General features: G+C 71.5%; 25 protein-coding genes and 1 tRNA gene. 9 read left to right on the top strand and 17 right to left on the bottom strand.

Features of this window, described 5'->3' with window-relative positions; all coding sequences use genetic code 11:
- Positions 1-78: 78 nt before the first annotated feature.
- On the bottom strand, positions 79-1,191 hold the full coding sequence (gene prfB, locus L0965_RS11535) for a peptide chain release factor 2 (protein ID WP_060959354.1): 1,113 nt from the start codon (positions 1,189-1,191) through the stop codon (positions 79-81).
- A 73-nt stretch (positions 1,192-1,264) separates the two neighbouring features.
- On the opposite strand from prfB, the gene L0965_RS11530 reads away from it, so the two are divergent.
- Together L0965_RS11530 and L0965_RS11525 are read left to right on the top strand one after the other, a co-directional pair.
- On the top strand, positions 1,265-2,512 hold the full coding sequence (locus tag L0965_RS11530; protein ID WP_101307214.1) for an MFS transporter: 1,248 nt from the start codon (positions 1,265-1,267) through the stop codon (positions 2,510-2,512).
- A 35-nt stretch (positions 2,513-2,547) separates the two neighbouring features.
- Positions 2,548-3,219, top strand: coding sequence for a DUF6226 family protein (locus L0965_RS11525; RefSeq protein ID WP_101306110.1), 672 nt, complete (start codon positions 2,548-2,550; stop codon positions 3,217-3,219).
- Here L0965_RS11525 and L0965_RS11520 read toward each other — a convergent pair.
- From L0965_RS11520 to L0965_RS11490, 7 genes are all read right to left on the bottom strand, one after another.
- Entirely contained in the window at positions 3,212-3,637 is a 426-nt protein-coding gene (locus L0965_RS11520) for a pilus assembly protein TadG-related protein (protein WP_101306109.1), read from the bottom strand. The two genes, L0965_RS11525 and L0965_RS11520, sit on opposite strands and share 8 nt — an antisense overlap.
- Positions 3,634-4,116 (bottom strand): TadE family protein, encoded by a 483-nt coding sequence (locus L0965_RS11515; protein ID WP_101306108.1) that lies wholly within the window; start codon positions 4,114-4,116, stop codon positions 3,634-3,636. The genes L0965_RS11520 and L0965_RS11515 overlap by 4 nt, the downstream gene beginning before the upstream one ends.
- Positions 4,091-4,480, bottom strand: a complete 390-nt coding sequence (locus L0965_RS11510; protein WP_101306107.1) for a TadE/TadG family type IV pilus assembly protein — start codon at positions 4,478-4,480, stop codon at positions 4,091-4,093. The genes L0965_RS11515 and L0965_RS11510 overlap by 26 nt, the downstream gene beginning before the upstream one ends.
- A 12-nt stretch (positions 4,481-4,492) precedes the next feature.
- Positions 4,493-4,672: a hypothetical protein gene (locus L0965_RS11505; protein ID WP_060959349.1), complete on the bottom strand. Its 180-nt coding sequence runs from the start codon at positions 4,670-4,672 to the stop codon at positions 4,493-4,495.
- A 63-nt stretch (positions 4,673-4,735) separates the two neighbouring features.
- Positions 4,736-5,662, bottom strand: coding sequence for a type II secretion system F family protein (locus L0965_RS11500; RefSeq protein WP_101306106.1), 927 nt, complete (start codon positions 5,660-5,662; stop codon positions 4,736-4,738).
- Positions 5,659-6,516 (bottom strand): type II secretion system F family protein, encoded by an 858-nt coding sequence (locus L0965_RS11495; RefSeq protein ID WP_101306105.1) that lies wholly within the window; start codon positions 6,514-6,516, stop codon positions 5,659-5,661. Before L0965_RS11495 ends, L0965_RS11500 begins: the two co-directional genes overlap by 4 nt.
- On the bottom strand, positions 6,513-7,712 hold the full coding sequence (locus L0965_RS11490) for a CpaF family protein (RefSeq protein ID WP_374198335.1): 1,200 nt from the start codon (positions 7,710-7,712) through the stop codon (positions 6,513-6,515). Before L0965_RS11490 ends, L0965_RS11495 begins: the two co-directional genes overlap by 4 nt.
- 178 nt (positions 7,713-7,890) lie before the next feature.
- On the opposite strand from L0965_RS11490, the gene L0965_RS11485 reads away from it, so the two are divergent.
- From L0965_RS11485 to L0965_RS11470, 4 genes are all read left to right on the top strand, one after another.
- Complete coding sequence (locus L0965_RS11485) at positions 7,891-8,238, top strand: Lsr2 family protein (protein WP_101306104.1); 348 nt, start codon at positions 7,891-7,893, stop codon at positions 8,236-8,238.
- Between the two features lie 81 nt (positions 8,239-8,319).
- The gene (locus L0965_RS11480; RefSeq protein WP_060959152.1) at positions 8,320-9,147 is read left to right on the top strand and encodes a formate/nitrite transporter family protein; all 828 of its coding nucleotides are present in this window, start codon (positions 8,320-8,322) and stop codon (positions 9,145-9,147) included.
- A 12-nt stretch (positions 9,148-9,159) separates the two neighbouring features.
- Positions 9,160-9,241, top strand: a tRNA-Leu gene (locus L0965_RS11475).
- A gap of 132 nt (positions 9,242-9,373) precedes the next feature.
- A complete protein-coding gene (locus tag L0965_RS11470; protein ID WP_060959151.1) occupies positions 9,374-10,099 on the top strand; it encodes a DedA family protein in 726 nt (241 codons plus the stop codon).
- A 1-nt stretch (position 10,100) separates the two neighbouring features.
- Here the strand turns inward: L0965_RS11470 and L0965_RS11465 are convergent, their stop codons facing one another.
- A complete protein-coding gene (locus L0965_RS11465; RefSeq protein ID WP_101306103.1) occupies positions 10,101-10,949 on the bottom strand; it encodes a Ku protein in 849 nt (282 codons plus the stop codon).
- Between the two features lie 59 nt (positions 10,950-11,008).
- On the opposite strand from L0965_RS11465, the gene L0965_RS11460 reads away from it, so the two are divergent.
- Positions 11,009-13,435: an ATP-dependent DNA ligase gene (locus L0965_RS11460; RefSeq protein WP_101306102.1), complete on the top strand. Its 2,427-nt coding sequence runs from the start codon at positions 11,009-11,011 to the stop codon at positions 13,433-13,435.
- Positions 13,436-13,437: 2 nt separating this feature from the next.
- On the opposite strand, the gene L0965_RS11455 is transcribed toward L0965_RS11460, so the two are convergent.
- The 5 genes from L0965_RS11455 to murI form a co-directional block, all read right to left on the bottom strand.
- Complete coding sequence (locus tag L0965_RS11455) at positions 13,438-14,184, bottom strand: spermidine/putrescine ABC transporter permease (RefSeq protein ID WP_232784032.1); 747 nt, start codon at positions 14,182-14,184, stop codon at positions 13,438-13,440.
- 39 nt (positions 14,185-14,223) lie between these two features.
- Positions 14,224-15,141: a cation diffusion facilitator family transporter gene (locus L0965_RS11450; RefSeq protein WP_101306100.1), complete on the bottom strand. Its 918-nt coding sequence runs from the start codon at positions 15,139-15,141 to the stop codon at positions 14,224-14,226.
- 65 nt (positions 15,142-15,206) lie between these two features.
- Positions 15,207-15,854, bottom strand: coding sequence for an RdgB/HAM1 family non-canonical purine NTP pyrophosphatase (gene rdgB / locus L0965_RS11445; RefSeq protein WP_101306099.1), 648 nt, complete (start codon positions 15,852-15,854; stop codon positions 15,207-15,209).
- A complete protein-coding gene (gene rph, locus L0965_RS11440) occupies positions 15,851-16,588 on the bottom strand; it encodes a ribonuclease PH (protein WP_101306098.1) in 738 nt (245 codons plus the stop codon). The genes rdgB and rph overlap by 4 nt, the downstream gene beginning before the upstream one ends.
- The gene (gene murI, locus L0965_RS11435; protein WP_060959145.1) at positions 16,585-17,421 is read right to left on the bottom strand and encodes a glutamate racemase; all 837 of its coding nucleotides are present in this window, start codon (positions 17,419-17,421) and stop codon (positions 16,585-16,587) included. Before murI ends, rph begins: the two co-directional genes overlap by 4 nt.
- A 94-nt stretch (positions 17,422-17,515) precedes the next feature.
- On the opposite strand from murI, the gene L0965_RS11430 reads away from it, so the two are divergent.
- Positions 17,516-18,850 (top strand): nicotinate phosphoribosyltransferase, encoded by a 1,335-nt coding sequence (locus L0965_RS11430; protein ID WP_101306097.1) that lies wholly within the window; start codon positions 17,516-17,518, stop codon positions 18,848-18,850.
- Between the two features lie 28 nt (positions 18,851-18,878).
- On the opposite strand, the gene L0965_RS11425 is transcribed toward L0965_RS11430, so the two are convergent.
- The 3 genes from L0965_RS11425 to L0965_RS11415 are packed head-to-tail and all read right to left on the bottom strand — an operon-like array spanning position 18,879 to position 22,373.
- Complete coding sequence (locus L0965_RS11425) at positions 18,879-19,154, bottom strand: DUF3039 domain-containing protein (RefSeq protein WP_060959143.1); 276 nt, start codon at positions 19,152-19,154, stop codon at positions 18,879-18,881.
- A 55-nt stretch (positions 19,155-19,209) separates the two neighbouring features.
- On the bottom strand, positions 19,210-20,763 hold the full coding sequence (locus L0965_RS11420) for a hypothetical protein (protein ID WP_101306096.1): 1,554 nt from the start codon (positions 20,761-20,763) through the stop codon (positions 19,210-19,212).
- Positions 20,739-22,373: an ABC transporter ATP-binding protein gene (locus L0965_RS11415; protein ID WP_101306095.1), complete on the bottom strand. Its 1,635-nt coding sequence runs from the start codon at positions 22,371-22,373 to the stop codon at positions 20,739-20,741. Before L0965_RS11415 ends, L0965_RS11420 begins: the two co-directional genes overlap by 25 nt.
- Positions 22,374-22,571: 198 nt before the next feature.
- Between L0965_RS11415 and L0965_RS11410 the strand changes: the two genes are divergently transcribed.
- A complete protein-coding gene (locus tag L0965_RS11410; RefSeq protein WP_101306094.1) occupies positions 22,572-23,264 on the top strand; it encodes an NTP transferase domain-containing protein in 693 nt (230 codons plus the stop codon).
- Positions 23,265-23,310 lie beyond the last annotated feature (46 nt).

Raw genomic sequence — 23,310 nt, 5'->3', positions numbered from 1 at the left:
CTACGTCGACGCCCGTCGGATGCCGGGTGCGACACTCGCCGCGTGTCGACTGCACGCCGCGGGTGATCGCGGAGCTGATCAGTCGTCGGCGTCCTTGCGCTTGCGCCACCGGATGCCGGCGGCGATGAGACCGTCGAGGTCGCCGTCGAAGACGACGGCGGGGTTTCCGACCTCGTAGCCGGTGCGGAGGTCTTTGACGAGCTGCTGACCGTAGAGGAAGTAGGAGCGCATCTGGTCGCCCCAGCTCGCCGTGATCGTGCCGGCGAGCTCCTTCTTCTTGGCTGCCTCCTCCTCGCGCTTGAGGAGGAGCAGACGGGTCTGGAGCACCCGCATGGCGGCCGCACGGTTCTGGATCTGGCTCTTCTCGTTCTGCATCGAGACGACGAGGCCGGTCGGAAGGTGGGTGATGCGCACGGCCGAGTCGGTGGTGTTGACCGACTGTCCGCCGGGGCCGGACGAGCGGAACACGTCGACGCGGATGTCGTTCTCGGGCACCTCGACCTCGACGGCCTCTTCGAGCGCGGGGATGACCTCGACCGCGGCGAAGGACGTCTGGCGCTTGTCGGCGCCGCCGAACGGGCTGATACGGGCGAGACGGTGCGTTCCCGCCTCGACCGAGAGGGTGCCGTACGCGTAGGGCGCGTCGACCTCGAAGGTCGCCGACTTGATGCCCGCGCCCTCGGCGTAGGAGGTGTCCATCACCTTCACGGAGTACTTGTGCCGCTCGGCCCAGCGCAGGTACATGCGCAGCAGCATCTCGGCGAAGTCCGTGGCGTCGTCGCCGCCCGCGCCCGAGCGGATCGTCACGACCGCGGGACGGTCGTCGTACTCGCCGTCCAGGAGCGTCTGCACCTCGAGCTGGCCGATGACGTCCTGGAGCGCGGCGATCTCGCGGCGCGCCTCTTCGGCGGTGTCCTCGTCGTCCATCTCGTGGGCGAGCTCGACCAGCACGTCGAGGTCGTCGAGGCGCTGCTCGACATCGGCGACGCGCTTGAGGTCGGCCTGGCGGTGGCTGAGCGCACTGGTGACCTTCTGCGCCTTCTCGACGTCGTCCCAGAGGTCGGGGGCGCCGGCTTCCTCCGACAGTCGCGCGATCTCCGCGCGCAGCCCCTCGACGTCGACCACCGCCTGGATGTCGGAGAAGGTGGAACGCAGCGCCTGGATGTCGGCGGAAGGATCGAAATCAAGCATGACACTCCAGACTAACGTGGATCGGGTGAGCTCCCGCATGCCCGACCCCGCGTCCGCGCCCGGCATGGGGCCGATGCTCTGGCGTCTCGCCCCGATGATCTACGGTCCGACCGTGCTCTTCGCGCTCGGCGAGGGCGCGGTGGTGCCGCTGTTCCCGGTGATCGCGGCGCAGCTCGGCGCCGACGTGCCGACGGCCGCACTCGTGGCATCCGCTCTCGTCGTCGGCCAGCTGTGCGGCAACATCCCGGCCGGCTGGGCGGTGGGCCGCATCGGCGAGCGGCTGACGATGATCATCGGCGGCGTGCTCGCGATCGGCGGCGTGACGGGGATGCTGTTCGCCCCGAGCCTGCCGGTGCTGGCCGCCGCCGTGTTCCTCATCGGCTTCTGCGCGGCCGCGTTCGGCCTCGCGCGCCATTCGTTCATGACGACGCGGGTGCCCCTGGCGTACCGCGCTCGGGCGTTGTCGCTGCTGGGAGGCACGTTCCGGCTCGGCATGTTCGTGGGGCCCTTCATCGCCGCCGCGCTCATCGCGATCTTCCAGGACGAGCACTCGACGGTGTGGTTCTTCGGCGCGTGCCTCGTCGCCACGATCGCTCTGCTCGTCTTCGGGCCCGACCCCGAGGATGCCGCGCCGCTGCCCCGGACGACCACGACCGGCGACTCCCGGCTCGCGGAGGACACCGGCGAGCCCGTGACCGGATCGATCCCCGTCCCCGAGCGTGTCGGGGTGTTCCGCACGATGTGGCGCTATCGGGGCGTGCTGTCGCGGCTGGGGCTGGCGGCCGCGTCGCTGTCGGCGGTGCGCTCGGCGCGTCAGGTGGTGCTGCCGCTGTGGGGCGTGTCGATCGGGCTCGACGCCCAGACGATCGCGCTCGTGGTCGGCATCTCGGGCGCGATCGACTTCGCGCTCTTCTACGCGAGCGGGCAGGTGATGGACCGCTTCGGCCGACTGTGGGCGGCGCTTCCCGCGATGGTGCTGATGGGCTCGGGCTTCCTCGCTCTGGCCTTCACGCACGACCTGTCGCAGGCGGCGATGTGGTTCGCATTGTTCGCCGCGGTGCTCGGCGTGGGCAACGGATTGTCGAGCGGCATCCTGCTGACCCTCGGCGCCGACGTCGCCCCGCAGGACGATCCGGCGGCGTTCCTCGGATCGTGGCGCACCCTCACGGATGCCGGCGGCGCGATCGCCCCGCTGCTCGTGTCGGCCGTGGCGGCGGCGGTGTCGCTGTCGGTGGCCACCGGCGTGATCGGTGCGATCGGGCTGGCGGGCGCGGCGGGCTTCATCCGCTGGGTGCCCCGGTTCGTGCCGCGCGAACGGTGAGTGCGCCCCGCGGCGGCCTGCGGCAGGATGACGGCATGAGCGCCTACGTCCGCCCGTCGATCGAGCCGCAGGTGTTCGTCGACGCGGACGGCGAGGTCATCGAGTACGGCCGGCGGTGGGAGGATTCACCTCCGGACGAGGCGTACTCGTTCACCGCGCACCCGGAGCGGTACGCGCCGCTGCACGCGGTCGCGGCGGCACTCATCGAGCATCTGCGCGACACGTACGACGTCGAGATCGAGGAGAGCGACGGCGTCGTCGCAGACCTCCTGGCTCCCCCGAGCTGGGAGGTGCCGCGCGCCGTGCGGATGAGTCCGCGGGATCCGGCCTCCGCTCCGCTGACGTTCGTCTTCACCGCCTTCCCCGGACTGTTGCTCCACGCGGGTGTGCTGCACGACTTCCCCTTCCCTCAGTGCGGGTGCGACGCCTGCGACACGACCTGGCAGAGCGAGGCCGACGACCTGGAAGAGCACGTCTTCGCCGTCGTCTCCGGCGACTACGGCGAAAGCGTCGATCACCGGAGCGGCGAACCGACGGCGTGGTACCGGCTGCGATACCCGACCGGGTCGTCCGGGGGCTCTTCGAGCGCGATCGCCCTCCCTCCGGACCGTCTCACCGCGGCGGAGCGCATTCTCGATGAGCTGCCGTCAGGATGGGCCGCATGGCCGCGCCGCCGGCCCGCCGCGGAGGGCGCCTCCGCTATCTGAGAGCCGTGCGGCTCGTCGCGGTGGCCTGCAGCGGCCATCCGTCCGGCACGAACAGCGTGAGCACCGGTGGATGCCAGGTGGTGGCCACGGTGACCCGGGCCGAGACGCCGTCCGGCGCGGATGCTGCGACCAGCTCCGCCGTCCCCACGGCGGCGAGCAGGTCGGCGGCCTGCGCGTACACGCCGGCGTCGGTCAGGCGCGCGGCGGGCACGCCCCCGTCGGTCGACAGCGTGAAGCCGTCGGCACCGGCGAGAGCGGCCGCGTCCGCCGCGGCATCCAGGCGCTTCTGGGCGAGGTAGAGGCTGCTCGCGTCGACGCAGACGAGCACGAGGACGATCGCGATCACGGCGTAGCCGAGCGCGAGCACCAGGACGCTGCCGCCCTCGTCGTCGCGGCAGGCCGCAGCGAGCGCTCTCACGGTTGCGCCCCATAACGCGAGACCTTCTGGACCCCCGTCGCCGTGACCGGCACGCGGGACACCTGGTCGAGACCGAACACGGGCGGCACGAGTGGGAGCGCCACCTCCGTGGCAACGGTCACCGACACCACCGCCCCCGCCGCCGGGCACGGACCGGGCGTCGAGCACCGCACCTGCACGTCGATGCGCGACGGATCGATGCCGTACTCGGCGGCGATCGCCTCCCGCACGCGCTGGGCACGAAGCTCGGCAGTCGCGGCATCGGGCGCCGATGCGATCGTGCGTGCGAGCTGCCGGGACGCGGTCTCGACGCCGAGCGCCTGCGACTGGATGGTTCCGAGGGCGACGATGAGGTAGACGAGGGGAACGAGCAGGATGAGCCCGACCGTGATGAACTCCAGGGATGCCGAGCCGCCCTCGTCGGTCAGCACACGCCGGCTGCGGCGCGCGGGATCAGTCGAAGCTCTCGCGCGGGGCACGAGCCGTCACCTCCCATCCCGCGGGAACGCCGAGGAAGCCGACCAGCGGCAGTGTCGCGACGACGCGCACCTCGACCTCCGGGCCGCGGGCCGATTCCGTGTCGGCGGCGGTGACCTCCGCGCCGATGCCGGCGCCGACGGCGGTCTCGATCAGCTGTGCGGTGCGGGTCGCGCCGGCCGCGGCATCCGTGTCGGCGAGCGCACCGAAGTAGGCGCCCTCCACCGCGGCGTCGTGGACGACGTTGCGGACGTAGACGGCGAGCGCGAGCTGGAGCACACCGAGGGTGAGGAGCGTCAGGAGCGTTCCGACGAGAACGAACTCCACGGTGCTGGAGCCGCGCTCGTCATCGCGCAACGCGTGCATCGCGCGCTCCGATCAGAATCCGGAGACGCGGCTGAGCGCCTGCTCGAACAGGTCGGCCAGCGCGGGCCCGGCGAGCGTCCAGATCGCGACCACCAAGCCGGCGGTCATCAGCGTGACCAGCACCCAGCCGGGAACGTCTCCCGTCTCGTCCTCGGCGAGATCGCGGACAGAGGATCGCTGTGAACCGGCCATGCCTCGAGTGTCGCGAGATGCACGGGTCGGCGCGGAAATTATCCACAGCTCCCCCGCGCGCGGTCAGCCGACGCCGAGGCGCAGCATCACGATGCCCGGGAAGATCGCGAACACCACCGACAGCGGCAGGATCAGGAACACGAGCGGCAGGAGCATGAGGATCTCCTTGCGGCCGGCCATCTCCAGCAGCCCCCGTTTGGCGTCCTCTCGCGCGTCGACGGCCTGCTCCTGGAGGACGTGCGCGAGCGGGGCCCCGCGGTCCATCGCGGCGACCAGGTGCTCGACCGCGCGCGAGAGCGCGGGCACGTCGAGTCCTTTTGATATCGCCAGCAGCGCGTCGGGCAGGCTCGACCCGGTGCCGCTGGCAAGCACCGCCCCGCGCAGTTCGGCCGTGAGCACGCCCGACCCCACCTCGCCGACGCGCCGCAGGGCATCGCGCAGGCCCTCACCGGCGGCCAGACACAGGGCCAGGAACTCCAGCACCGTCGGCAGCTCCTCCTCGACACGCGTGATCCGCGCGCGCGCCGCCCGGCTGAGGCGGTTGTCGCATCCGACGATGCCCGCGGCGGCCAGCAGCGGCGGCACCAGGGCGAGAGCCGGCGCGCCGCGTCCCACGACCGACAGCATCACCACGACGACGGCGCCGATCGCGAGGCCACCGACGGCCCAACCGAGCTGAGTCGCACGGAAGGCGACGACGTCCTGCGCCCATCCGGCCTGTCGCAGGCGGCGGGCGACGGTGCCTGCTCCCCCCACGCCCACCCAGGTCGAGGCGAGGCGGTCGCGGGTGAGCCGCCAGGGAGAGGTGACGGTGGTGGAGGGAAGCGGCGTGAGACCCCGCGGATCGGCGATGTCGCGGAGATAGGGCGCGACACGCCTCGTCAACGACGGGGCCGCCCACCGGGGCATCCGCCCGAGCGCCAGCAGCAGCCCCGTGCCGAGCGCGGCGCCGAGGATCACCGCGGATGCCGCGAGGCTGACGACGTTCATGCGAACCACCGCCGCGGCTCGGGCAGGCGCCCGATGCGGAGGGTGAGCCGGTACGCGCACACCGACACCACCGCACCGCCGATGACGACCGCGACCCCCGCCGCACTGCCATAGGCGGTTGCTCCCTCGGGCCGCAGGGCGAGCAGGCCGAGCACGATCCACGGCGCGACGACACCGACGACGGCCGCGCCGCGCACCCACGACTGACGCGCCTCGACCTCGGCGCGGAGCGTCGCGTCGGCACGCACGGATGCCGAGAGTGCGCGCAGCACGCCGGTGAGCTCCGTGCCTCCCACTCGCCGTGCCATCCGCAGCGTCTCGATGATGCGATCGGCGACGGGATCGCCCAGTGCCGCTTTCAACCGCCGGGCGCTGGAATCGAAGTGTCCCGATGCCGCCATGTCGGCGCGGAACCGCTCGAACGCCGGTCGCAGCGGCGGGGGTCCGTTCACGGCGAGGGCGGACACGGCATCCGGCAGCGACGTGCCGGCGCGCGCCGAGGAGATCAGCAGGTCGCAGACGTCCGACCAGAGCGCGCGACGTGAGCGCCGCAGTCGTCGCACCCGCGCCCGCAACCAGGAGAACGGCGCCGCGCCGGCGGCGACTGCGGCGACGAGAGCCACGGCGCCCAGCCCCGTGATCACCCACGCGAGCGACGCGCCGACGGCGGCGAGGACGGCGCCGATGAGCACGGGACGGCCCACCGAGGCGTGCGCGAAGCCCGCTTCCTGCAGCAGCCGGGCGATCGGCCCCTCGGAGCCGGCGCGCTCCGCACGGGCGGTCAGCGGCCACAGCCAGGGCGACAGCGCGAGCAGCAGGCCCGCCGCCAGGAGCGCACCCCAGAAGATGGTCACGCGCGCGCCCCGCGGTAGAGCACGTGCGTCTCCACGACCCCCGCCGAGACCGCTCCGGTCGTCTCGATGATCTCTTCGACGAACCGTTCGCCGTCGGGCGCCCGGCGACAGTGCACGACGAGGTCAACACCCGTCGCGATCGCGGGCTGGACGAACGCGGCATCGATGTTGCGCCCGGCCAGCAGGGGCAGCGTCGCCAGGCGTGCGAGGGCGTCGGCCGCCGAGTTGGCGTGGATCGTCGCGGCTCCGGGCACGCCCGTGTGCAGGGCGAGCAGGAGATCGAGGGCTTCGGCATCGCGGACCTCGCCGACGATGAGGCGATCGGGGCGCATGCGCAGCGCCTCCTTGACCAGCCGCCGCAGGCTCACGGAGCCGGTGCCCTCCAGACTCGGCTGGCGCCCCTGCAACGCGACGATGTCGGGAGCCGTCACGGCGAGCTCGAAGGTCTCCTCCACGGTGATGATCCGCTGCTCAGGCGCGCACGCGCCGATGAGCGCGGCGAGTAGCGTCGTCTTTCCTGCGTGCGTGGCACCGGAGACGAGCACGTTGCGACCGCCGGTCATCGCGTCGCGCAACAGGTCGGCTACGTCGAGCGGAAGCGATCCGGCGCGGACGAGATCGTCGAGGGAGCGCCGAGCCGGCAGGAATTTGCGGATGTTCACGGCGAAATGCGCGCGTGTGATATCCGGAATCACGACGTGCAGTCGACTCCCGTCCGGGAGCGAGGCGTCGACGAACGGCTGGCTGAGATCGACTCGGCGCCCGGTGGCGTGCAGCATCTTCTCGACCACATCGCGCACCGCCTCGTCGGTCAGTCGCATCGCCACGCGCTCGCTTCGCCCCGCTCGGGCCGCGAAGACGGCGCCCGGGCCGTTGATCCAGATCTCCTCGACCTGCGGATCATCCAGGAGCACCTGCAATGGACCGTAGCCGGTGACGCGCGCGAGCACCTCGCGCACCGCCGCGTCCTCGTCGTCGACGAACTCCAGTCCCCGTGCGAGGGCGTAGTCATTGTGGTGTCTCACCTCCGCGGTCGCCAGCTGCGCGGCGCGATCGGGATGCCGCAGCGGGTCGGCCTGCTCATCGCGCAGGCGGTCGCGCACCCGGTCGGCGATCGCGCGCAGCACCATCGTCGACGCCGCCGAGATCGTTCCCTCCGGCGCGACGGACGTGGGGGCGGATGCGGAGGGGGTCATGGCGGCATCCTCACATCGACGAGGGCCGGCGCGCCGAGACTATCCACAGCGCTCCCGCGCCGTCGCGCGGAATGCCGAGGACGGGCGGCAAGAGAAAAGAAACCCCGCCCTTTACCGTTGCAGCAGAAAAGAAACAACCCTGTCGAAAAACAGGAAAAGGTGCGGTAATCTCTCGGCCATGGCACGCAGAGAAATCAAGACGTATATCGTGGTCGACGATCTCACCGGCGAGGAGATTCCCGAAGAGGACTCCGTCAGCATTCAATTCAGCTACGGCGGGCAGGCGTACGAAATCGATCTGTCGAGGCAGAATGCGACGAAGCTGGATGACTTCCTCGCCCCCTACATCGACAAGGCCCGACGGGTGCGCTCGTTCGGCGCGGCGCCGGCGCGGCGTGCCGCTCCCGCAGCGCACACGCGCGATCTGGAGGCCGTCCGCGCCTGGGCGCGCTCCAACGGCCACACCGTGAGCACGCGCGGACGAGTGGCGAAGTCCCTCCTCGAGGCGTACGACGCCGCGCACTGATTCCTCCGCCGGCGGGCGGGCGGATCCTCCGGCGCGGCGCCCTGCTTGTGTTGTGGTCTGACCACAGAGTACGATTTCTTCGTGCTCACGATTCCCGAGACCCTTCAGGCGCAGGCCGACGCGGCCGTCCATAAGGCGGACGGCGTCCTCTCCCCCGGGCGTTTCGCCGTTTCCGGCATGCTGGCCGGCGCCTACATCGGAATCGGCGTCGTCCTCATGGTCGCCACCGCCGGACCCCTCCTGGCAGCGGGCGATGGCCTCGCCAAGCTGGTCGCCGGCGTCGTGTTCGGCGTCGCCCTGACCCTCGTGGTCTTCGCCGGGGCCGACCTGCTCACGAGCGCGATGATGATCCTCCCCCAGGGCGCCCTCATGGGAGCCGTCGGATGGTGGCGTGCGATCGGCACCATGGCGGCCACCTTCCTCGCCAACCTCGTCGGCGCCCTCCTCTTCGCCGCGCTCATCGTCGCCTCGGGCGTGCTGCACGCCAACGCGCCCGCCGGCAAGATGATCGCCGACATGCTCGCCGCCAAGGCGGAGGAAGGCCCCCTGCAGCTGTTCGTCCGCGGCATCCTCTGCAACGTGCTCGTGTGCCTTGCGATCTGGATGTGTGCACGCGTGCGCTCCGACGTCGCAAAGATCCTCCTGATCTTCGCCGCGATCCTCGCTTTCATCAGCTCGGGTTTCGAGCACGTCGTCGCGAACATGACCACGTACGGCATCGGCCTGTTCAGCGGCGACCCGCACTTCACGTGGGGCCTCTTCGCCAACAACATGCTCTGGGTGGGCCTGGGCAACCTCGTCGGCGGCGGGATCGTCGTCGGTCTGGGTTACTGGATCATCGGCGGCCGTCCCCGTCTGGCAGCCGCGTCGACGGTATCCGCTCCGGAGTCGGTCGAGACCACTGGATAGACTGGTCGCCGCGCGGGAGTGGTGAAATCGGCAGACACGCAGGATTTAGGTTCCTGTGCCTTCGGGCGTGTGGGTTCAAGTCCCACCTTCCGCACGGACGACGTCGCCGCAGAGCGGCCGGTGTGATCAGCCGATTCACCGCAATCACTCGGGAACCGCGCCGGTAGACTGACCGCGACCGCTCCCCTGAGCGACCTTCCACCGCCGATCTACCGACGGGAACCCTGTGCACGCTCTCGCCCTCATCCCCTGGCTCGATCCTGCGGCCATCATCCAGAACGCGGGCCCGTGGGCCCTGCTGGTGGTCTGCTTCATCGTCTTCGCCGAGACGGGTCTGCTCGTCGGCTTCCTACTCCCCGGCGACACGCTGCTGGTGATCTCGGGCCTGCTGTCGCACTCCACGCCGACGCTGCCGCACGGGATCTTCGGCATCAGCGTCTGGTGGGTGGCGCTGCTGATCGGCCTCGCGGCCTTCGTCGGCGGCGAGCTCGGCTATTACATCGGGCACAAGGGCGGACCCGCCGTGTTCGAACGCAAGGACTCCGGCCTCTTCAGCCGCAAGAACGTCGAGCGCACCAACGCGTTCTTCGAGCGCTACGGCGGCCTCACCGTCATCCTCGCCCGCTTCGTGCCGATCGTGCGGACGTTCGCCCCGGTGGCGGCGGGCGTCGGCCACATGCCATGGCGCAAGTACTCGCTCTACAACCTCATCGGTGCGGTCCTCTGGGGCTTCGGCCTCACGATGTTCGGCTACCTCATCGGCTTCATCCCGCCGGTGGCCACGTTCGTCGAGAACTACATCGACCTCATCCTGCTCGCCGCCGTCGGCGGCACGGCCCTGGTGACCGTGTGGCACTACTTCTCCGAGCGTCGCAAGGTCAAGAAGGAGCAGGCCGCCGGCCTCGCGCCCGAGACCGTCGAGCCTCTCGAGGACGGCACGCCCGCAGCCTGAGTCACGACGCCTTGGTGGCCTTGCCCTTCTTGGGCGGGGCCACCTTCTCGTTCTCCGCACGGGCGGCCCGGCTGCGCTCCACACTGGCCTTCAGCGCCGCCATCAGGTCGATGACCTCGCCCCCGGCATCCTTTTCGGCCTTCTCGCCGAACGTCTCGGACGTATCGAGCGCGTCGCCCTTCTCGAGCTTGGCGTCGATCAGGGTCCGCAGCTCCTGCTGGTACTCGTCGACGAACTGCGCGGGGTCGAAGTCCGACGAGAAGCTCTCCACGAGGGATGCCGACAGCTCGAGCTCCTTGTCGGAGATCTTGACCGGCTCATCCAGCGCCGGGAACGAGGCTTCCCGCACCTCGTCGGCCCACAGCAGCGTCTGCAGCACGAGGACCTCTCCCCGCACCCGGAGCGCGGCGAGACGCGTCTTCTGGCGCAGGGAGAAGCGCACCACCGCCGTGCGATCGGTCTGCTCGAGGGTCTTGCGCAGGAGCACGTAGGCCTTCGGCGAGGCGGAGTCGGGCTCCAGGTAATAGGGCCGATCGAGCGTGAGCAGATCGATCTGGTCGCTGGGGACGAACTCGACGACCTCGATCTCGCGACTGCGCTCCGCCGGGAGCGAGGCGAGGTCTTCGGCGGTCAGCACCACGGTGCGGTCGCCGTCGTCGTACGCCTTGTCGATGTCGGCGTAGGGCACCACCTCGCCGTCGAGCTCGCAGATGCGCTGATACCGGATGCGTCCGCCGTCGGCCGCGTGCACCTGATGCAGCGGCACGTCGTGGTCTTCGATGGCCGAGTACACCTTCACCGGCACGTTGACGAGCCCGAAGGTGAGCGCGCCCTTCCAGATCGATCTCATGGGCCCATCAAACCGGCTCCTGCACCGGTTCGCCAGGGGCTGGCCGCTACCCTGGCGCCATGGCACAGGCAGCACAGGTCGTCGAGGTCGGCGGACGACGCCTCCGGCTGAGCAACCTCGACAAGGTGCTGTACCCCGCGACCGGCACCACCAAGGCCGAGGTCATCGACTACTACTCGCGTATCGCTCCGCTCCTGCTCCCCCATCTCGCGGGCCGACCCGTCACGCGGCTGCGGTGGCCCGACGGCACCGGCGAGCCCCCCTTCTTCGCGAAAGACCTGGAGGCCGGCGCACCCGACTGGCTCCGGCGCCGCGCGATCGATCACTCCGGCGGAGCCAAGGACTACCCGCTGATCGACGACGTCGCGGGCCTGGTGTACCTCGCGCAGGTCGCGAGCCTCGAGCTGCACACGCCGCAATGGCGCTTCGACGGCGGCGGCCGCGGATCGCCCGACCGGCTCGTGCTCGACCTCGACCCCGGCCCCGGCGTCGGGCTCCCGGAGTGCGCCGAGGTGGCCCGCCGGGCCCGCGGCATCCTGGCGGACATGGGCATGGACCCGCTGCCGGTGACCAGCGGGTCGAAGGGCATCCACCTGTACGCACCCCTGGACGCGACGCGCACGAGCGACGAGATCTCGGCGTTCGCGCGCGAGCTGGCACGCGCGTTGGAAGCCGACGATCCCGATCTCGTCGTGAGCGCGATGAGCAAGAATGCGCGCCCCGGCAAGGTGTTCGTCGACTGGAGCCAGAACAACGCCGCCAAGACCACGATCGCGCCCTACTCGCTCCGCGGACGCGCGGAGCCGACGGTCGCCGCCCCCCGCACCTGGGCCGAGCTCGACGATCCCGACCTGCGGCACCTGCTGTTCGACGAGGTGCTCGCCCGCGCCGCCTCCGACGGCGACCTGCTCGCGCCCCTGGCGCCCGTCGCGCCCGATCCCCTCTCCTCCTACTTCGCGAAGCGCACCCCCTCCGCCACGCCCGAACCCTTTCCCACGCCCGCGAACCGACACGCCCTGGCCGAGCCGCCACACCCCGGCCCGGCGGGGCATAGCGGCTCGCACGAGTCGTGGCGGTTCGTGATCCAGGAGCATCACGCGTCACGTCTGCACTTCGACCTCCGGTTGGAGCACGACGGGGTGCTCGTCAGCTGGGCCGTGCCGCGCGGCATCCCGGCGACCCCCGATCGCAACCACCTCGCGGTCATGACCGAGCCGCACCCCCTCGAGTACCTCACCTTCGCCGGCGAGATCCCCGCCGGCGAGTACGGCGCGGGAACGATGACCGTCTGGGACTCCGGCACGTTCACGGTGGAGAAGTGGCGCGACGACGAGGTGATCGCGACCCTCTCCGGCCGGCCGGACGGCCCGCTCGGACGTGTGCGGATCGCCCTGATCCGCACCGCCGGCTCGGGTGAGAAGTCCCAGTGGCTCCTGCACCGCACGAAGGATGCCGCGACGCCGCCGGTCCGCGCCGCGCGCGCCGGGCATCGTGCGCCCGCGCGAACGGCGAGCGGGCCCGACGCCCCGATGCTCGCGGTGTCGACGACGCCGGCGCTCGCCGCGGCGGCCGCGCGAAGGTGGGGCGACCTCCCCTGGGTCGAGTTCAAGTGGGACGGCATCCGCGCCGTCGGCACGTGGGACGGCAGCCGCCTGCGGTTGCGAGCACGCAGCGGCGCCGACATCACCGACCGCTACCCCGAACTCACCTCCGGAGACGTCGGCTTCGGCCCCCGCCCGGCGGTCGTCGACGGCGAGATCGTCGCCCGGGATGCTGCGGGCCGCCCGAGCTTCACGCGGCTGCAGTCGCGCATGCACGTGACCTCGGCGCCGGAGATCGCGCGGGAGGCGCAGCGCATCCCCGTCGACTACTTCCTCTTCGACGTGCTGCGCGTCGGCGACGAGGACGTCACCGGGCGTCCCCTGCGCGAACGCCGCGAGATCCTCGAGACGATCGCGGCCGACGCCATCGCCGCCGTCGCCGTGCCGCCGGTCGCGGACGACGTGTCCGATGCGCTGACGGCCGCCGCGGAGCTGCACCTGGAGGGTGTGGTCGTCAAGGATCCTCGGTCTCCCTACCGTCGCGGAGCCCGATCCGAGGAGTGGCTCAAGGTCAAGCTGACGGCCATGCAGGAGGTCGTGATCGGCGGCATCCGCCCCGGGAAAGGGGGACGGCGCGGCAGTATCGGATCGCTGCTGCTCGGCATCCCCGACGAGGACGGCCTGCACTACGTCGGACGCGTCGGCACCGGATTCGGCGACCGCGAGCTGAGCCGGCTCGCGGCACTGCTCGAGCCGCTGCGCACCGACTCCTCGCCCCTGCTCGGCGTGCCGGTCGCGGACGCCTCCGATGCGCTGTGGGTGCGGCCGGAGCTCGTCGGCGAAGTGGAGTACGCGGAGTTCACGCCGAGCGGCACCCTGCGCCACGCCCGGTGGCGCGGTCTGCGTCCGGATGTGGATCCCGCAGACGTGCGCCGGGACGACTGAGCTCAGGCCGGCGCGGCGGTCGGACCTTGCGGGTCGGCCGCGAAGACGGCGACGGCGTTCCCGTCCCACACGAACTGCAGCGCGGTACCCACCGGGAAGGCGGCGCGCAGCTCCTCGGGGCTGTCATCGGCGACGAGCAGCGCGACGGTTGGGTGGAACGGCCCCGCGCCGCAGCCGCTGGTCCCGAACCGCGATCCGTCGGCGGCCGGGACCCGCGGCGTCACGATCAGACACTCGCCCGAGGAGTCCAGCACGTCACGCGCGACGGCGACCACCACGAGCCCGGAGAACGCGTAGGCGGAGCTCTCCTCGGATTCGCCGAACCACGGCATCGCCGCCGGCGGACTGGTCAACGGCTCGTCCAGGCTCGCGACCTGCCGCGCTCCCGTGACCGGTGACACCGGACGGAGCGAGGCCAGACCGAAGACGAGCGCACCCACCACGACGGCCACCACCGCGATCGACGCCGCCCATCCGATCGCCAGCGCACGTCCGATGCGGGGCGGCATCGCCGCGGGCGCTTCCGTCGGGCGTGGAGACGGCGCGCCGCCGTCCTCCGGGGCGGTCTCGACGGCCGCACCCGCCGCGGGCGCGGGCCTGGCCGCGGGCGTCACCGCGGCCTGCGTGCGGCGCCGTTCCTCCAGCGCCCGCAGGCGGGCCAGCGCGTCCGGATCGCGCTCGATGTCGGCATCCGGTCCGTACGCGCGCGTGCGCAGCAGGGAGAGTTCGCGGAGATCGGCGTCGTCCATGCCCTGCATCGTCGCACAGTCGCCGGGCGGTCTTCGTCGCTACACGTGCGCGTCGTGCTCGCGGTGCCCGGCCGGCTCGAGCTGGAACGTGGAGTGCTCGACATCGAAGTGACGCGACAGGCAGCTCTGCAGACGCGACAGCAGCGCCCCCGCACCACCGGAGTCACCGGCGAGCACGTCGTCCGCGACGACGACGTGCGCGGTGAAGACGGGGGCGCCGCGCGTCAGCTGCCACACGTGCACGTCGTGCACGTCGACGACGCCCGGCTCGCCGAGGATGTGGTCGCGGATGTCCGCTACGGCGGTGCCGTGCGGCGCCCGCTCGCCGAGCACGGAGAACACCTCGCGCAGGAGTCCGACGGCCCGCGGCAGGATCATCACCGCGATGAGCAGCGAGGCGAGGGCATCGGCCGGCATCCAGCCCGTCGTCCAGATGACGACGGCCGCGACGATCACGAGCGCCGAACCGATGAGGTCACCGAGCACCTCGATGTAGGCGCCGCGCACGTTGATGCTGCGCTTCTGCGCCGCGCTGAGCAGGTACATCGACACGGCGTTGGCGACGAGACCCACCGCGGCCACGAGGAGCATCAGCCCTCCCGCGACCTCGACCTCGGTAGGTCCGATGAGACGCTGGACCGCTTCGACGGCGATCCACACCATGAGGGCGATGAGGATCAGCGCGTTCACGAGGGCGCCGAAGACCTCGGCGCGCTGATAGCCGTAGGTGTTGCGATCGTCGGCCGGTCGCCCGGCGACCGCCGAGGCGATGAGGGCGATCACCAGCGCCGACGAGTCGGTGAACATGTGTGCCGCGTCGGCCAGAAGGGCGAGCGATCCGGTCAGCAGGGCGCCGACGATCTGGACGAGCATCACTCCGGCCGTCAGACACAGCGAGATCGTCAGCAGTCGCCGATTGCTCGAGTCCCGGATGCCGGAGGGTGCGTGATCGTGCATAGAACGAGGCTAAGCCGCGGCGCCGCCCGCGCACCCGCTCGCGCACTAGTCGGGAATGAAAGCGGTTATCGCTCCAGCGCGCTCAGCAGCGGCGCGAGCGCGACGAACGCGCGGGCGCGGTGGGAGGCCGCGTTCTTCTCCTCCGCCGACAGGTCGGCGGCCGTCCGCCCCTGCTGGTCGTCGGGCAGGAAGATCGGGTCGTAGCCGAACCCGCCGTCGCCGGAAGGCGCCGTCGCGAGCCGGCCCGGCCAGACGCCCTCGACCGTCTCCTCGTGCACGATGCGGCCGTCGGGCCCGGGCACCACGAGGGCGATGGTCGAAACGAACTGGGCCGTCCGGTGCGGGTCGGCGATGTCGGAGAGCTGGTCCAGCAGCAGCTCGAGGTTGGCGCGGGCATCCTTGCGGTGCCCGGCCCAGTACGCGGAGAAGACGCCGGGGGCGCCGCCGAGCACGTCGACGCAGACGCCGGAATCGTCGGCCAGCGCGGGAAGCCCGGTGTGGGCCGCGGCGGCTCGCGCCTTGATGAGCGCGTTCGCGGCGAAGGTGACGCCGTCTTCGATGGGTTCCGGGCCGTCGTAGCCGATGACCTCCAGATCTGGGCGCACGCGCGCGACGATCGCGCCGAACTCCTCCACCTTGTGCGGGTTGTGGGTCGCCAAGACGATACGGCGGGGTCCGGCGTCCGCCGTGGAGGAGTTCGGGACGCCGGTCACGAGGCGAGCACCTCGGTCTGGGCGTCGCGGAGGTCGGCGCAGCCGGCGACGCCGAGCTCGAGCAGGGCGTCGAGCTCGCGCTTGTCGAACGGGGCCCCCTCGGCGGTGCCCTGCACCTCGACGAACAGACCGCGGCCGGTGACGACGACGTTCATGTCGGTCTCGGCGCGGACGTCCTCGACGTAGGCCAGGTCGAGCATCGGCTCGCCGTCGATGATGCCCACCGACACGGCGGCGACGGAGTCGAGCAGCACCTTCGCGTTCTTGCCGACGAGACCCTTCGCGCGGCCCCACTCGATCGCATCGGCCAGGGCGACGTAGGCACCGGTGATCGCGGCGGTGCGCGTGCCGCCGTCGGCCTGCAGCACGTCGCAGTCGATGACGATGGTGTTCTCACCGAGCGCCTTGGTGTCGACGACGGCGCGGAGCGCACGACCGATCAGACGCGAGATCTCGTGGGTGCGCCCGCCGATCTTGCCCTTGACGGCCTCCCGGTCGTTGCGCGAGTTGGTGGCGCGCGGCAGCATCGCGTACTCCGCCGTCACCCACCCCTTGCCCTTGCCGGTCAGCCAGCGGGGCACGCCCCCCGTGAAGGATGCCGTGCACAGCACCTTCGTGCCGCCGAACGAGATCAGGGCGGACCCCTCGGCGTGCGCGCTCCAGCCCCGCTCGATCGTGACGGGTCGGAGCTGGTCGGGCGTGCGGCCGTCGGCGCGGGTGGTGGTCTCGGTCATGGGGTTCCCTTCAGGGGGTCCGGCAGGTCGATGGCGCCCGTCTGCACGAGGCGCACGCTGGAGACGCCGCGGCCCATGAGCCGGTCGGCGAGGCGGAGGAAGTCGTCGGCGGAGTCGCCGGTCGCTTCGTAGGTGTGGGTGGCGACCGCATCTGGACCGGCGAGGAGGTCGCGCGAGACGAGCTGCCGGTAGACGTCCTTCGCGGTCTCGGTGTCGCTCGAGACGAGCGACACCTCGGGCCCCATCACATAGCTGATGGCCCCCTCGAGGAACGGGTAGTGGGTGCAGCCGAGCACGAGTGTGTCGACGCCCGCGTGCCGAAGCGGCGCGAGGTAGTCCTCCGCCACCCGCAGCACCTCGGCCGATCCCGTGACACCGGCCTCGACGAACTCGACGAAACGCGGGCAGGCCTGCGTGAACACCGCCAGCTGCTCGTTGACCCCCAGCATGTCCTGGTACACGCCCGAACCGATGGTGCCGACCGTCCCGATGACGCCGATGCGCCGGTTGCGCGTGGTCGAGATCGCCGTGCGCACCGCCGGGCCGATGACCTCGACGACCGGCACGTCGTAACGCTCCCGCGCGTCGCGCAGAACGGCGGCGGATGCCGTGTTGCAGGCGATCACGAGCATCTTGACGCCCTGCTCCACCAACGTGTCGAGGACGTCGAGGCTGTATCGGCGGACGTCCGCGATGGGCTTGGGACCGTACGGCGAGTGCGCCGTGTCGCCCAGGTAGAGCACGGATTCGCGCGGAAGGAGCTGCGAGACCGCCCGGGCCACGGTGAGCCCGCCCACCCCGGAGTCGAAGATCCCGATCGGCGCGTCATTCACGATCCTCCACCCTACCCGCCGGTCCCGGGAGGATCTCCGCACGCGGACCCGGCCCGGCGCCCGACGGCCTCGACGGCGTCGCTAGAGTGACGGAATGACCCGCGCCGATGCCCCGTCGTCCGCCCTGCTGACCGACCGGTACGAGCTCACGATGATCGACGCCGCCCTCCGCGACGGGACCGCGTCGCGACCCTGTGTGTTCGAGTTGTTCGGCAGGCGCCTGCCGGGTGCGCGCCGCTTCGGCGTGGTGGCGGGCACCGGGCGGCTGCTGCAGCAGCTGCGCGCGTTCCGCTTCGGCGACGACGAGCTGCGCTACCTGCGCGACCACCGCGTCGTCGGCACGCAGACGCTGCGCTTCCTGGAGGATTACCGCTTCACGGGCACCATCCGCGGATACCGCGAGGGCGAGCTCTACTTCCCCGGATCGCCCATCCTCACCGTGGAGGGCTCGTTCGCGGAGGCCGTGGTGCTCGAGACGCTGGCCCTCAGCATCCTGAACCACGACTCCGCCGTCGCGAACGCCGCCGCCCGCATGAGCATCGCCGCCGGCGACCGCCCCCTGGCCGAGATGGGGTCGCGTCGGGCCGCCGAGCGATCGGCCGTCGCCGCCGCGCGCGCGGCCTACATCGCGGGCTTCGGCGCCACGAGCAATCTCGAAGCCGGTCGCGAATGGGGCATCCCCACGATGGGGACGGCCGCGCACGCGTGGACCCTCCTGCACGACACCGAGGAGGAGGCCTTCCGCAGCCAGATCGATGCGCTCGGCATCGACACCACGCTGCTCATCGACACCTACGACATCCGCGCCGGCGTCGAGACCGCGGTGCGCGTCGCCGGAACGGGGCTCGGCGGGGTGCGGATCGACTCCGGCGACCTGCCCACCGTCGCCGCGGAGGTGCGCGCGCAGCTGGACGAGCTCGGCGCGACGTCGACGCGGATCACGGTCACGAGCGACCTCGACGAGTTCGCGATCGCGGCACTGGCGGCATCCCCCGTCGACGCCTACGGGGTGGGCACGTCGGTCGTCACCGGATCGGGCGCTCCGACGGCCGGAATGGTCTACAAGCTGGTCGCACGCCAGGATGCGGCGGGCAGCTGGGTCGCCGTGGCGAAGGCGTCCACTGACAAGGGCTCGCGGGGCGGACGCAAGGCCGCGTTCCGCACCCTGTCGCACGGGACGGCCACCAGCGAGCTCATCGCGGTGTCGGACGGGTTCGACGCCGTGCAGACCTCCGACGACCATCCCGACGCCCGGGCGCTGCAGGTGACGCTCGTGGACCACGGTGAGCCGAATGCCGCGTACGAGGGCTCCGGCGGTGTCGCGCAGGCCCGCGCGCACCACGCCCTGGTGCGCGAAGAGCTGCCGGTGACGGCACTCGCGCTGAGCCGGTCCGACCCGGCGCTGCCCACGGTCTACATCGACGCGTGACAGGAGGCCCGGACCGACGGCGAACGGGTCAGCTCATGAGCGACTCGTAGATCTCCTTGCACGTCGGGCACACCGGGAACTTCTCCGGGTCGCGGCCGGGCGTCCACTTCTTGCCGCAGAGGGCGCGCACCGGCTTTCCCGTCAGGGCCGACTCGAGGATCTTGTCCTTCTTGACGTAGTGGGAGAAGCGCTCGTGGTCGCCGGGCTCGATGTTCTCCTCGCGCAGGAGCTCCTCGAGCTCCCGGTCGAGGGTGGCGACGCCGCCGTCGCCGGGGCCGTCGGGGCTGTCGAGAGGGCTGCTCATGGTGTCCGATTCTATCCGCGCGGCGACCCGCCCGGCCGAGTTCGTCCACAGCGGATCAGGTCGACTCCGCGAACTCCATCAACCGCTCGCCCGTGCGATCGAACACGGCGCCGCCGCCGAGGATGCCGGCGAGCAGCACCACCGCGCCGATGCCGATGCCGCCCCACAACGCGGTCCACGACCACTGTTCGTCCACCGTCAGGGCGAGCCAGGCCCACCACAGCGCCGGAGCCCCGCACGCCAGCGCTCCCAGCATCACGACGCCCTGCGAGAGACCGCCGCCGGTGCGCTGCGGCTGCTGGAACGGACTGTCCCCGGGCCGGGAGACGGCGTAGGGGGCGATGACCGAGGCCAGGGAGGACAGGCCGAGTCCGCTGAGGAAGAGGCCGGCGCACACGCCGATCATCGCCGGGAGCATCGCCCACCGGCCGTGTATGGAGACGGTGACGGGGATCGCGACCGCCAGTACCACGACGCCCACGAGGGAGATCGGGGCGAGCCGCCCGGCCCGGTCGGCCGCACCGCGCACCGCCCCGGCGATGTGCATCCACAGCGCCGTCGAGTCGTACGCGAGGTCGTTGTGCGGCAGCCATCCGAGGAAGAGGGCGATGAGGGGCGCGGGGATGAGCACCGCCATCGACAGCGGCACCCCGACGAGCACGAGCGGCACGATCGTCACGGCCGCGGCCACGGGCACGATGATCATGTTCACCAGGTAGCGCGGGTCGCGGAACCAGTAGATAAGACTCCGTGCGGCGACACCGCCCGCCGGCGTGCCTCCGGTCAGGTCGAACCATCCCAGACCGCGCCGCTCGCGCGTCGAGCCCGGGCGCTCCGTCGTCGTCATCAGGCGCCCGACGACCCAGAACCAGCAGACCGCGAGAAGTACGACCGTGAGGGCCGCCACGATCGCGGGCCCGAGCAGTCCGCCGTGGACGGCTCGGTGCGGGAGCGCCCAGGCCGCCCCGAACGGCGTCAGCGCCAGGACGTCGACGGCTTCGGTGAGGGCCGACGGGACGCCCTCGGCCCACTGCAGCGACGCGAGGAACACGACGACGGGCACCACCACCGCGATCACGGCGATGAGGAAGACACCCGTGAGCTCCCGCGACCGTCGCTCATGCAGGAGCCCTCCGATCGCGAGGGCGATCTTGGACAGGAGCAGGCAGGTGAGCACCCCGGCGATCGACGACAGCACGACGACAGCCGCGGGCGCTCCGCGCTCAGACCAGAGGGTGGCCATCGCGATCGCGATCGCGATGAGCGCGATCATCGGCACGCTGATCACGCTCGCCAGCAGCGTCGCGGCGGCCGTCGCACGCGGCGAGGCGCCGAGGACCGAGAACCGGCGCGGATCGAGCTGATCGTCCACGCCGCCGATGAGCGCCGTCACCAGGAAGCCGACGGTCAGAGCGGATGCCGCCACCATCGTGACGGCGAAGGCGGCCTCGTCCGACGACGAGCGCAGCCGCAGGGCGCCCGCCCACACGGCGCCGACGGCCAGCGCCACGAGCACGAACCCCACGACCGTTCGCACCGCCTGTCGGCGCTCGCCCCGCAGCGCACCGATCAGCAGATCGAGCCTCAGTCGGAGAACGTGTGCAACCACTCGAGCCCCTCCGCGTCGCTGATGCCGCCCGAGAGCTCGATGAAACGCTCCTCGAGGGTGAGGTCGCCGCGGACCTCGTCCACCGTCCCCTCGGCCAGGACCCGGCCTCCGACGATGACGGCCAGGCCGGAGCACACCCGCTCCACGAGCTCCATCCCGTGGCTGGAGAGCACGACCGTCCCCCCGTGGGCCACGTACGCGGAGAGGATGTCGAGGACGACCGCGGAGGACACCGGATCGACCGACTCGAACGGCTCGTCGAGCACCAGCACCCGCGGCGAGTGGATCATCGCGCCGGCGAGCATGATCTTCTTCGTCATTCCCGCGGAGTAGTCGGACACGGGCCGCGCCAGGGCGTCGGTCAGGTCGAACGCGCGCGCGAGCTCGGCGCTGCGGCTCTCGACGACCGCGGAGCGCAGTCCCCTCAGCACGCCGTAGTAGTGCAGCAACTGGCGCCCGGTGAGCCGGTCGAACGTGCGGAGCCGGTCGGGGAGGATCCCCATCTGCTGCTTCGCACGGCGCGGGTCCGCGGCGAGGTCGATGCCGGCGATCGCGATGTCGCCGCTGTCGGGGCGCAGCAGGCCCGCGATCATGGAGAGTGTGGTCGTCTTGCCGGCACCGTTGGGACCCACGATCCCGTAGAAGGTCCCCGCCGGGATGCGCAGGTCGATCGCGTCCACCGCGACCGTCGCGCCGAACGACTTCGTGACGCCCCGCACGTGCACGGCCGGCGTCGGCGATGCCGCCGCCTCGGGCACGGCCTCTTCGCTCGCCACGACGAACACCTCGTCGGCCAGGTCTGCGAAGACCTCCGCCACCGACGGCTCGGGCACCTCTGCCGGGTCGTCTTCCCGCTCCGGTTCGGATGCCGGGGCGAGGTCAGGCTCGAGGTCGGCGGCGTCCGCTTCGGACTCCGCCTCCACAGCCTCCGCCTCTGGCTGCGCCAGCGGTTCCGGCTCCACAGCGTCCGGCTCGGGCTCGGGCTCGGGCTCCACGGCCTCCGCCTCGGGCTCCACGGCCTCTGCCTCCGCCTCCACCACCTCGGGCTCCGGCTCCGCGGCATCCGCCTCGGACTCCGCCTCCGGCTCAGGCTCAGGCTCTACGGTCTCAGCAGCGGTCTCGGTCTCTGCCACATCCGCGGATTCCGGCTCCGGCTCGACAGCGGACTCGGCGACCTCGGTTTCGGGCTCGGAATGCGGGCGCGCCGGTTCCTCGACGTCTCCCTCCGGCTCGACCGCGTCCGGCGCCGGGACGTGCTCCTCGGCGTCCGCGGCCGGCTCCTCGACCGTCGGCGTGGTGTCGGACTCGGCGGGCACGACGACCGCGCGATCGGCCGCGGCGGCCTCGAAGCGCGCCGCGGCGATCTCCGGGGCGATCTCGGGGCGCGGCGGCGTCGCGACCTTCGGCTTCCGCGCGCGCGGCGCACGCTTCGCCGGCGGGCGGCGTGGGCGCGGAGCGGCGGACGCCGGAGCGTCGACGGCGGGCGCCTCGTCGGCATCCGAGCGCGTCCGATCGAGCCGAGCGGCGGCCTCCGCAGCGGCGACCGGGGGCAGCGGCGGCAGGGCGTGCACGCCGTCGTCGTCCTGGGGGATCGGCTGGGGGGCGCTCACCCGACAAACCTAGCAAGCACGCCCGACGATTGCCGCGAGTCGTCCACAGAGCGTGACAATGCGTGCGGTTCGCGGGGCGAAAATACGACGGATCAGCCACTTCCCGCACCTTCCCAGGTCGAGCCGCTACCATAGCCGGAGCACAAGGAAGTGGCTGAACGCCGAATACTCCGTGAACACTTCCCCGGGAGCACACTCGTGACACTTCAGACCGTCATCCTCGCAGCGGGCATGGGCTCGCGCCTCGGGCGCTCGCTGCCCAAGCCGCTCACCGCACTCAGCGACGGCCGCACCATCATGCAGCAGCAGCACGACAACATCCGCGCCGCCTTCGGATCGGCCGCCCGCATCACGACCGTCGTGGGCTACCGCGCCGAGGCCATCGTCGATGCGTTCCCCGACTCCGAGTACGTCTACAACGAGCGCTACGACCAGACCAACACGTCCAAGAGCCTTCTGCGGGCCCTCCGCGCGACGGGGCGCGCCGGGGTCCTGTGGCTCAACGGCGACGTCGTCTTCGACCCGCGGGTGCTCGGCCGGACCCGCCCCCTGATCGATGCCGAGCAGTCCTTCGCGACCGTCAACACCTCCTCGGTCAGCGACGAGGAGGTCAAGTACACGGTGTCCTCGGAGGGCTTCATCGCCGAGCTGTCGAAGACCGTCCGCGGCGGCGTCGGTGAAGCCGTCGGCATCAACTACATCTCCGCAGCCGACAAGCGCGCGCTGATCGCACAGCTGAGCCGCGTCGACGACCAGGACTACTTCGAGCGCGGGCTCGAGCTCGCCATCGCCGAGAACGGCCTTCTGCTCGAACCGCTCGACATCTCCGACCTCTATGCCGTCGAGGTCGACTTCGCGGAAGATCTGGAGCGCGCCAACCAGTTCGTCTGACCGGATGATCGACGACACCCCGACCGCTCAGCCGCCGCTCAGGGGC

The organism is Microbacterium sp. NFH-22A-Y, assembly GCF_021401375.1.
In the GTDB taxonomy this organism is placed as follows: Bacteria; Actinomycetota; Actinomycetes; order Actinomycetales; family Microbacteriaceae; genus Microbacterium; species Microbacterium hominis.
Note: the sequence above shows the minus strand (reverse complement) of the source record. Positions and strands in the feature narration are given on the sequence as shown.